The following is a 9,845-nucleotide window of genomic DNA, read 5'->3' as shown; positions in this document are numbered from 1 at the left end:
TGTGGAATGATTGGTTTCTTGATTGCTCCTAATAAAAATGATAAAGATGTATTTGAAAGCCTTCTTAAACCCTTTGAACCTACATCAAAATTAAGCACAGTTGTTAATTGGGCAAACAATCCAAGAGATGGAAATAGCTGGGGATTTAATCATAACTTGACTTTGGAAAGAATCGAACTTGTTCATCAAATTAATATTGCAGTTTAATAAATCATGAAACGAGCCGATGCAGTTGTTGCTTTAAATAAACTAAAACCTGAACTAATTAAGCGGTTCGGTATTAAGCAATTATCCTTGTTTGGTTCGACAGCTAGGGACGAAGCAAATAAAGACAGCGACATTGATATTTTGGTGTCGTTTGACGGTGTGGCAACTTCGGAGCGTTATTTCGGCGTTCAATTTTATTTAGAAGATAACCTTGGGTGTGCGGTTGATTTAGTCACCGATAAGGCAGTGCGGCCAGAGTTGCGGCCGTATATCGAAAAGGAAGCCATTCGTGTCTGAAAGCGTTAGGGAATGGCATTTTTATGTAGATGATATGGTCGGTTTTTCCGAAAAAGTGATTGCCTACACAGACGGTTTAAATCAAGCGGAATTTACCCAAAGTGGGCTAAATTACGATGCAACCTTACGGAATTTGGAATTAATCGGCGAGGCAGCGACCCACGTTCCGGAAGAAGTGCGTGTAATGTATCCTAATATACCTTGGCGACAAATCATAGCCACACGAAATCGATTGATTCATGGTTATTTGGGAATCGATAATGACACTTTATGGAGTATTATCCAAACCGATGTTCCGTCTTTATTGGAAGAATTGTTCGCCATGCAAAAAGACATAAGAAATTAATGGCAATGGTATCAGCAAAAAAATGTTAATTATGAGCAGAATATTATGATCATCAACGGCGTAACTATCGACGCAACCTTTGCCGAAGCTTTCCCTATGAAGGCGACACGGGCGATTATTACCGCCCAGAATGAAAAATGGGCGATGATTGCCGCACAAGCCATGACCGGGTTTGCAACTTCAGTCATTGCCTGTGGTTGCGAGGCGGGCATAGACCGGATTCTTGACTCTTCCGAAACTCTCGATGGCCGTCCCGGTGTGGCAGTCATGATATTTGCGATGGGCGGTAAAGGTTTGGCGAAACAGCTAGAAACCAGGGCAGGGCAGTGTGTATTGACCTCACCGACATCGGCGCTTTTTGCCGGCATCGACAGTGCGATCAAGATTCCACTGGGTAAAAACCTGCGCTATTTCGGCGACGGTTTTCAGGTCGGCAAAGTCATCGGGGGCAAACGTTATTGGCGTATCCCGGTGATGGACGGCGAATTCCTGGCCGAAGCGACCACCGGGCAAGTCGATGCGGTCGGCGGCGGCAACTTCCTGGTGCTGGCGCAATCCCAACCGCAAGCTTTGATAGCCTGTGAAGCGGCTATCGAAGCCATGAACAAGGTGCCGAATGTGATCATGCCGTTTCCGGGCGGGGTGGTACGTTCCGGCTCGAAAGTCGGTTCCAAATACGCAGCACTCAATGCCTCCACCAACGATGCGTTTTGTCCAACTTTGAAAGGTATGACCAAGACCGAGTTATCGCCAGACATTGAATCGGTCATGGAAATCGTGATTGATGGGTTGAGTAAAGAGGACATTGATAAGGCCATGAGGGTAGGTATCCAAGCCGTTTGCGATCTAGGTGCGGTCAATGGCATCAAGCGCATTAGCGCGGGGAACTATGGCGGTAAGTTAGGGCCGTTCCATTTCCATTTGCAGGAGATCATGGCATGAGTGCATTGACGTTTACATTGAAAGTCCAACCCAAGCAGCGGGTTGACATGTCGCCGCTAGTGCCTGCAAATCTGACGGGCAAGACAATTGCGGAAATTGCCCAACTAACGGTGCAATGTGGTAAGCCTATCATTCCCGTCGGCGACTTGTTCGATATCAGCGGCGATGATGCGCAAACGATAGTTATCAATAACAGCTTTGATAAGTTGGATTTCATCGGCAAGGCGTTGGAAAACGGCACAATTACCGTTAACGGCGATGCCGGCGCTTATCTTGGTATGGGCATGAAATCCGGCACAATCAAGGTTTCCGGCAATGCCGGGTTGTATGTCGCGTGTGAAATGAAAAAAGGTACCCTGGAAATCGACGGCAATGTCGGTGATTTTCTCGGCGGTGCATTGCCGGGCAACAAAATGGGCATGAAGGGCGGGATGATTCTAGTCAAGGGCAATGCCGGTGCTAGGGTCGGCGATCACATGCGCCGTGGGTTGATTTTGATCGAAGGCGATACAGGCGATTACTGCGGTTCGCGTATGACTGCCGGGACGATTGCCGTCATGGGCAGCACGGGTCGGTATTTAGGCTACGCCATGCGCCGTGGTACCTTGTTGTTATGGAATCAACCCCAGTTAATGGCCAGTTTTAACGACTGCGGCTCGCATACCTTGGGATTCTTACCGTTGTTGTTTAATTCGTTTAAACAGACCAATTCTAAATTTGCGGAAAGCACTGCCGCATTCAACCGGGTTCAGCGTTATGCCGGAGATATGTCGGAAATGGGGCGAGGCGAGGTGTTGGTCAAGTTGTAAAGCCTGTTGTGGCATCATGGTTAAGTCCTGAGTTAAATTGTCATAAGGTTCAACTCCTCCCAAAACTGGACTAAGCTTGTCGTACTTTATTAAAGAAGGCTAAAGTATGTCAGCACAAGCATCCAGCATTTTAATTGGTTATTTAACCGAAGTCCGTGGCGATGGCATGGAGGCGCGGATTGCGGAAGAACATTCCGGCGATCTGCCCCTGATCACCATTGATGGGGAAGACCTGTTGGCGGGTCAGATTGGCTCTTATACCGTCATAAAGCAAAATAATATCAACGTGTTGGCTTTGATATTCAAAACCTGGGGGCAGGATCGTTTCGACAAGACCGATAGCCGGATGACAGACCGCTTTATCGCGTTGATTCCGGTCGGCGAGATACAGGAAAACGGTACCTTCGTACGTGGCGTTCGGCATTACCCAACCCCAGGCGCGAAAGTGTATGCAGTGGGCCTGGAAGAAATCAATGCGATTTTTTCCAAATTCCGCGAATACCAATTTTTCATCGGTCAGTTGTCGTCACACAAAGATTATCACCTAAGCCTTGATCCCAGGGCATTGTTCGGTCGGCATTTTGCTATTGTCGGACAATCCGGTTCGGGAAAATCCTGGACAGTCACCAGCTTGATCCAAAACACGATCAAAGCCATGCCCAATTCGCACATCATCATGCTGGATTTGCACGGTGAATATTGCTGGAAAGATGACAACGGCATGGTTTATTCGGCTTTCCCCGAAGACGTTGTGCAATATGTCGATGCGATGGAAATGGAGATGCCTTATTGGATGATGTCTTATGCAGAACTGGTGGACTTGTTCATCGACCGGGAAGACAAGGGCGCAACCTTGCAGATGTCGTTCATGCGCGAGGTGTTGCAACAATTAAAGCGTAAGGAAGCTAAGCAAATCGGCTTGTTGTCGGTTTCCATTGACACGCCCATTTATTTTTCCCTGGCAGAAATGTACATGCAGTTCAAGAACGCCAATGAGGAGCGGAAAGAGTTCGGCAAAGTACATGGTGCGTTGTTTGGGCAGTTCGATGAATTCCTGATCCGAATGCAAAGCCGCTTCAACGATGTCCGGTACGATTTCCTGCTGAAACCCAAGCTCCGCAATCATTCCGCAAGCATGGCGGATTTGTTGAGGCAATTCGTGGGGCTGGGCGCGAAAAAGGCGAATATCACGGTGATTGATTTAAGTTCCGTACCCACAGATGTCAGGCCGGCCGTTTCGGCGCAGGTGGGGCGCCTGGCTTACGAATTCAATTATTGGAATCCCCGTCGGCGCGAGTTCCCGATTACCTTAATCTGCGAGGAAGCCCATGCCTACATCCCCAGGGAAAAAGGCGGCCAGTTTGACGGCACCAAGAAAATGATGGAACGTATTGCCAAAGAGGGCAGGAAATACGGGGTGTCAATCGGCGTGGTGAGCCAGCGGCCTACGGAATTGTCGGAAACCATGCTGGCACAATGCAGTTCCTTCATCTGCTTACGGACTACCAACCCCGAAGATCAGGCTTATATCAAAGGTTTGGTGCCGGAAGCCGAGGGTGATTTGACCGATATTTTAACTTCACTGGGACGTGGCGAAGCGTTGGTGTTAGGCGAAGCCGCACCCTTGCCTACCCGTGTCCAAATCTACCGTCCCAATCCAGAGCCGAAAAGTAACGATGTCGATTATTTCACCGGTTGGCGCGAAGGCCCCAGGGATCTGGACGTGGAAGAAATCGTGAACTTGTGGCGGACGCAGACGAGGAGATAGGAGCTGAGTAAGCTCATTAGCGCTAGTCAAAGGGTGGGTAACGCTTTTCTGCCCACGCAGAACAAATCGGTACTGTAAACGATGGGTAAAAAACCTGCCCCCCTTGGAACTTGTTTTCATAAGGCGATTGATCATGGTGGCGGTTTAATCAGATGGTAAGCATTGATTTTGCGCCAAAATAAACCACACCTTAGCAAGGGTCGGTTGTTTGTGACAATGAAAAAAGTCTGGTAGCGTTCGAGTTACCGAAACAATTTTTAGTCGGTTTAAGGCGGGATTCAACATTTCATTATCCTAAAAGTTATTGGTTAATTAACTAGAAGCTTTTGAAGTCCCCGATAGGGGGGGCAGGAAATCCCTCGCCTTTAGGCGATAGGGATAAGGGGATGGGTCTAGAATGGGGACATGAAAGATTACAAGCGCGGAAGCCATACGATTTGGGATTGTAAATACCGCTTGGTATGGGCAACAAAAATATCGCCATGTGGTGTTGGTTGGGGGTGCTGGTTTGCGTCGAGCGGTTACGTAACGGATGAAACCGACGGAGACCTCTGCGCGGCAGGTAGCATGCAAAGCCTAGAAAAGTGGTAAAATAGCAATAAAAATCAATATATTGGGCTATATTGTATGAGTTTTTCGGATTTTTACGTCAGCCACCGCACGCGCAAAGGCACAACCTGAACCAAATTGACCGCTTGATCGACTGGCAGCCGATAGAGCAAGCGATCCGTCGGCTTCCGATGTGGTCGGGCATCCCGACTATCCCGGTTTGTTGCTGTTCAAGATGCTGCTGGTGGGGCTGTGGCATGCTACCTGCCGCGCAAAGGCCTCACGCAATACAGGTTAGAAAATGGCGTTAGCAATGGTATAGCCTCAATAGAATGCTTGCGGTGATTCGTTCAATCCTGCGAAAAGCATCTATTGAATGGGAATGGTTAGATAAACCGCCTAAAGTTCGTTTATTGCCAGAGGCTAACCGTCGCATTCGATGGTTAACAAGATAACAGGCGGACTGCCTGTTATCGGAATTACCTAGCCACTTGAAGGCAATGGTTCGGTTTAGTCTGGAAACGGGCTTAAGGCAAGCCAACGTAACAGGGTTGCAATGGACACAGGTTGATTTGGTTCGGCGTTGCGCTTGGATACATCCAGATCAAGCTAAGGCGCGTAGGGCTATATCAGTGCCATTGTCTAAAACTGCCGTTGTGATACTTCGTGAACAAATGGGCAAGCATGAAACCAAAGTTTTTACTTATAGTGGCAAGCCTATCACACAAGTTAACACTAAAGCATGGCGGCAAGCATTGAGCAGGGCAGGGATTGATAATTTCCGATGGTATGACTTGCGGCATACATGGGCAAGCTGGCACGTACAAGCTGGAACGCCTTTACATGTTCTTCAAGAGTTAGGCGGTTAGGAATCGGTTGATATGGTCAGACGGTACGCTTATTTGTCCAGTGAGCATCTGACGGACTATGTGGATAGGTTATCTGTGCTCCAAGTCTTGGATTCTGGGTCTAAAGGCTACGATTTGGCTACGGCTGATAAATAAGGGTTAGATAATTATTCTTAACCAATTGATTTATATGGCTCCCCCGGACGGGCTCGAACCGCTGACCTAGTGATTAACAGTCGCTATATATTACGTTCGTCGATATTATTATCTGCTTCTATTTATGCCTATATATATTGAAATTATTATATAATTTGTTAATATCCGTTTATTAATATTTTCATTTAGACCATTATGTCGCGCAATTCAAGTGACCATAAAGTGACCACGAAAAAATGTTTACTGACAAATCAATCAAAGGTCTAAAACCGAAACAAACTGCCTATCGGCTCTATGAAAAAGGGACGGATAAAGGCTTTGGTCTAAAAATAACGCCCGCTGGCAGTAAGTCTCTTTTTATCCAATATATTTCCGATAGTGGTAAACAAAAATTTTATAATCTTGGTCGCTATCCTTCTATTTCATTGTCTGATGCACGTGATCACTGCCGCAAAATAAGAACAGCAATTAATCAAGGCAATGATCCACAAATACAGGTTCAACAAAGATATGGGGCTGTTGCTGACCTGATCGACTATTATTTGAAATGTATGGTCAATGATGGCAAACGGACATGGCAAAAAGTTGGTGCTGATCTTAACTTTAATTGTAAGGATATTTTGCATTTACAAGCAAAAGACATTACACCATCGCATATCAAAAAAATACTTCATAACATTATTTCAAGAGGCTCGAATGTTCAAGCAAACAGGATACGGTCGTATTTGGGCAGGGCATTTAAACTAGGTATTTACCACGACAACGATCCCAAAAACCTATCTAGTGACGTAACCTTTCAACTTATAAACAACCCTGTTGATGCCATACCGAAAGATCCAAGCGCTGAGGTGCCAGGAGAGAGAAATTTATCGTTTGAGGAAATCAAGACAGTTTGGAATCACACTGACATCCAAGAGCAATTTCATTTGGCAACCAAGCTATTGATAATCTATGGCTGTCGTACTTGGGAGTTATGTGGTGCATTTAAAGCGGAATTTGATTTTGAAGCGATGGTATGGAGTGTGCCCCCAGACCGAGTCAAAAATAATCGTTGGCTTATCTTACCCATTACTCCGCTAGCCAAAGAATTATTTGATAAGCTCTGGATATATTCAAGAGATTCAAAATATATTTTTCCTGGTAGGTATAACGAGGAGAAAGCCATCAATAAAACATCATTAGCACATGCAATTGCTCGACTTGACTGTGTACAGGAATTTACCCCAAGGGACTTGCGTCGAACTGTAAAAACCAGGATGGGTGAAATCGGTATAGAAAAAAGCATTAGGGATCGAATACAGAACCATGCCTTATCCGATGTGAGTTCAAAACACTATGACCGATACGATTATCTGCAAGAAAAAAGGGCTGCGCTATTGGCTTGGGAAAAGCATTTACAAGAAATAATCCGGTACGATAAAAATACTGCCCAATAATTGATATTACAGTTAGTGTTAAACACAAATTATCTTATTTTTATTATTTTATCGGTTGTCATTTGACAACTATTGAGATAAAGATTAACATTTCAGATGACTATCGAGTACAAAAATGCCCCATCAGAATAAGGAGATAGCGGCTGCTTTGCAATACGCATCGAGCAAAGGATGGCGGATTGTGGAAGGCGGTTTTCATGCTTGGGGTCAAATGTATTGTCCCTATAACGATAAAGATTGCAGGTGCGGTGAGTTTTGCAGGGCGAGTATCTGGAGTACGCCCAAAAATCCGCAAAACCACGCCAAACAAATTCGACGAATTGTCGATAACTGCATTATGCAAAAGAACACCGATAATAATGAGGTATAAGTGATGGCTGAATATGATTTCACTTTGAAGTTTGATATTGCTACTCTTGAATGCGAACCAGAAACCCTGCTAGGCCAACTTTACGAGGCTGGGTGTGGGGATGCGATTATTGGTATTGGGCAACCTGGGAGAATCGCCATGAATTTCACCAGGGATTCTAAGTCAGCATCAGAGGCCGTCTCAAGCGCATTAAGCGATGTCAACAAAGCAATACCGCAAGCGAAATTAATCGAAGCCACACCCGATATTGTGGGGTTGACCGATATTGCAGATATACTGGGGTGCAGCCGCCAAAACATCAGAAACCTTTATATAAAATATCGGTCGTCCTTCCCATCCCCAATCCATGAGGGCAGCACAACAATTTGGCATTTGGCTAAGGTGCTTTCTTGGTTCAAAGAGAAAGAGAACTACAATGTGGAGGATAGCTTGCTTGAGATTTCTGTTACTAACATGAAAATTAACCTTGATCGGCAAATAGGGGAAGCCGCCTAAGTCCAAGCAAGTAAATTAATGGATAACCTTAAACCCATACAAAGCAGACAGTTCAAAGGGCTAATTATACTGAGTTTTGATCGTCGGTTGAGGCCAAAAGCGGTTCCTCACGGCAACCAAGATAGCAGACACCGGCTTATGCTAACAAACTGCCAATAATACCGATAAATGTTATAAAAAGTCGTTACCAGTTTGCCGACAGGCTTATAACTAAGGGGTAAACCCGCGTGGAATTAGGAGCCATAACAGAGCCAAACAAGTAGGCTTCAATTTTTAAAAAAACCGGAGCAACAAGAACCTTGCATGCATGCTTATGTATTTGGCATCAATACTGATCCATAACCTAATCCACCAAAAAGGACTTTACCGATAATATTGACCCTTTCACACTCAATTCGCAAAAACCATAGCGCCAACAATTTGCCAAATATACGTGATGGAAGTGAATGTTGATCATACCCAACTCAATTAATCGGAATAAGCAGAACCTGTGCCGCGGAGTGCGAGTTCGATCATACCGTGATCTGGTAGCATTATGCTGCCTATCCCAGTCGTCCATTCTAAAGGGCAGAGCTTCCTTGTTGGTATGTTTTATATAACGGGTTCGAGGCATTATTTCGCTCAAAATCCCACAACGGTTGAGTCTATATCCGCTCAGTTCCCAAGGAACAATTATAATTTTGCTAACGTAATCAATAAATAGTACGATAAAATTTTTTATATGATGGAAGTTGCCTTTGAAATTCTTTTTCATATATCAATTTCTCGAAAATCTTAAGGGGATTAACGATGCAGAGAATTACAGAAATAATACTATTTACAATACTAGTAACTGTGTTCTCGAACAGTCAGGCTATTGCAGCTGGCCAACATTGGGGCGATTACCAGCCCGGTGCCTGTGATGCTGATACTGGTAAACGAAAATACTCTGCGATCTTATGGGATATTCCGTGGGGAGCATCATGGGAAGATGCTTGTGAAAAGATGAGTGCAAAAATCAAGGAACAGAATTTTGCACAGCCGACCCAGTGTATAAATACTGGCGGCCACATGTGGGGCGAGTGGTTACTTACTGACCCAACTTGTTCGAAGCCGGTTGTAGATGCGGGCAAACAAGTTGGTCAGCATTGGGGCGATTACGAGCACGGTGCCTGTGATGCTGATACCGGTAAGAGAAAATACTCTGCGATCTTATGGGATATTCCGGGGGGCACGTCATGGGAAGATGCTTGCAACACTATGAGTTCAACAATTAACGGTTTTATTTTTTCAAAGCCGACGCAGTGTAAAGTCGCTGGCGGCCACATGTGGGGGGAGTGGGTCTTTGCTGACCCAACTTGTGCGCAGCCGGCTGTAGTTGCGGGTAAAGATATTGGATCGATATGCAAGGTTACTGCTCGTAATCTTAACGTTGACACACAATGGCAAGAGTCTGAATTAGAGGCGCTTTGCCAGGGTACTGTTGATCCATATGAACCTGGCCAGTGTTATCGCATGCAGGAGAATATTAATCTTGATTACCCAGTCGCGTTCGTTGAAGGTACCAAAGCAGAGAAGGTTTCGATTGGTAGCGATGGCAGTATTCTCCGTTGGAATGAGACTGACCCTAATAAAATTGGCTG

At 45.4% G+C, this 9,845-nt stretch carries 13 protein-coding genes; 12 read left to right on the top strand and 1 reads right to left on the bottom strand.

Annotated features, from left to right (window positions below):
* The 6 genes from MGMO_RS20045 to MGMO_RS13830 form a co-directional block, all read left to right on the top strand.
* Positions 1–207 (top strand): hypothetical protein (locus MGMO_RS20045; RefSeq protein WP_161808499.1); only part of this gene is annotated, 207 nt, incomplete at its 5' end.
* A gap of 6 nt (positions 208–213) precedes the next feature.
* The gene (locus tag MGMO_RS13850) at positions 214–504 is read left to right on the top strand and encodes a nucleotidyltransferase family protein (RefSeq protein ID WP_023495679.1); all 291 of its coding nucleotides are present in this window, start codon (positions 214–216) and stop codon (positions 502–504) included.
* A complete protein-coding gene (locus MGMO_RS13845; RefSeq protein WP_023495678.1) occupies positions 497–850 on the top strand; it encodes a HepT-like ribonuclease domain-containing protein in 354 nt (117 codons plus the stop codon). Before MGMO_RS13850 ends, MGMO_RS13845 begins: the two co-directional genes overlap by 8 nt.
* 45 nt (positions 851–895) lie before the next feature.
* A complete protein-coding gene (gene fhcD / locus MGMO_RS13840) occupies positions 896–1,792 on the top strand; it encodes a formylmethanofuran--tetrahydromethanopterin N-formyltransferase (RefSeq protein ID WP_023495677.1) in 897 nt (298 codons plus the stop codon).
* The gene (locus MGMO_RS13835) at positions 1,789–2,601 is read left to right on the top strand and encodes a formylmethanofuran dehydrogenase subunit C (RefSeq protein WP_023495676.1); all 813 of its coding nucleotides are present in this window, start codon (positions 1,789–1,791) and stop codon (positions 2,599–2,601) included. The genes fhcD and MGMO_RS13835 overlap by 4 nt, the downstream gene beginning before the upstream one ends.
* A 106-nt stretch (positions 2,602–2,707) precedes the next feature.
* On the top strand, positions 2,708–4,369 hold the full coding sequence (locus tag MGMO_RS13830; protein WP_023495675.1) for an ATP-binding protein: 1,662 nt from the start codon (positions 2,708–2,710) through the stop codon (positions 4,367–4,369).
* A gap of 649 nt (positions 4,370–5,018) precedes the next feature.
* On the opposite strand, the gene MGMO_RS20040 is transcribed toward MGMO_RS13830, so the two are convergent.
* Positions 5,019–5,177 carry a hypothetical protein gene (locus tag MGMO_RS20040; RefSeq protein WP_161808498.1) on the bottom strand — a complete coding sequence of 53 codons (159 nt, stop codon included), beginning with the start codon at positions 5,175–5,177 and terminating at the stop codon, positions 5,019–5,021.
* A gap of 241 nt (positions 5,178–5,418) precedes the next feature.
* On the opposite strand from MGMO_RS20040, the gene MGMO_RS19100 reads away from it, so the two are divergent.
* The 6 genes from MGMO_RS19100 to MGMO_RS13805 form a co-directional block, all read left to right on the top strand.
* Entirely contained in the window at positions 5,419–5,787 is a 369-nt protein-coding gene (locus tag MGMO_RS19100) for a site-specific integrase (protein WP_023495674.1), read from the top strand.
* Between the two features lie 12 nt (positions 5,788–5,799).
* Positions 5,800–5,922: a hypothetical protein gene (locus MGMO_RS20895; RefSeq protein WP_023495673.1), complete on the top strand. Its 123-nt coding sequence runs from the start codon at positions 5,800–5,802 to the stop codon at positions 5,920–5,922.
* Positions 5,923–6,158: 236 nt separating this feature from the next.
* Positions 6,159–7,358, top strand: a complete 1,200-nt coding sequence (locus tag MGMO_RS13820; RefSeq protein WP_023495672.1) for a tyrosine-type recombinase/integrase — start codon at positions 6,159–6,161, stop codon at positions 7,356–7,358.
* A gap of 115 nt (positions 7,359–7,473) precedes the next feature.
* Entirely contained in the window at positions 7,474–7,728 is a 255-nt protein-coding gene (locus tag MGMO_RS13815) for a hypothetical protein (RefSeq protein ID WP_023495671.1), read from the top strand.
* A 3-nt stretch (positions 7,729–7,731) separates the two neighbouring features.
* Positions 7,732–8,223: a helix-turn-helix transcriptional regulator gene (locus MGMO_RS13810; RefSeq protein ID WP_023495670.1), complete on the top strand. Its 492-nt coding sequence runs from the start codon at positions 7,732–7,734 to the stop codon at positions 8,221–8,223.
* 789 nt (positions 8,224–9,012) lie between these two features.
* Positions 9,013–9,845: hypothetical protein (locus MGMO_RS13805; protein ID WP_036308178.1), on the top strand; the 833-nt coding region annotated here is incomplete at its 3' end.

The organism is Methyloglobulus morosus KoM1, assembly GCF_000496735.2.
Lineage (GTDB): Bacteria > Pseudomonadota > Gammaproteobacteria > Methylococcales > Methylomonadaceae > Methyloglobulus > Methyloglobulus morosus.
This window is presented reverse-complemented; position numbering and strand designations above follow the sequence as displayed.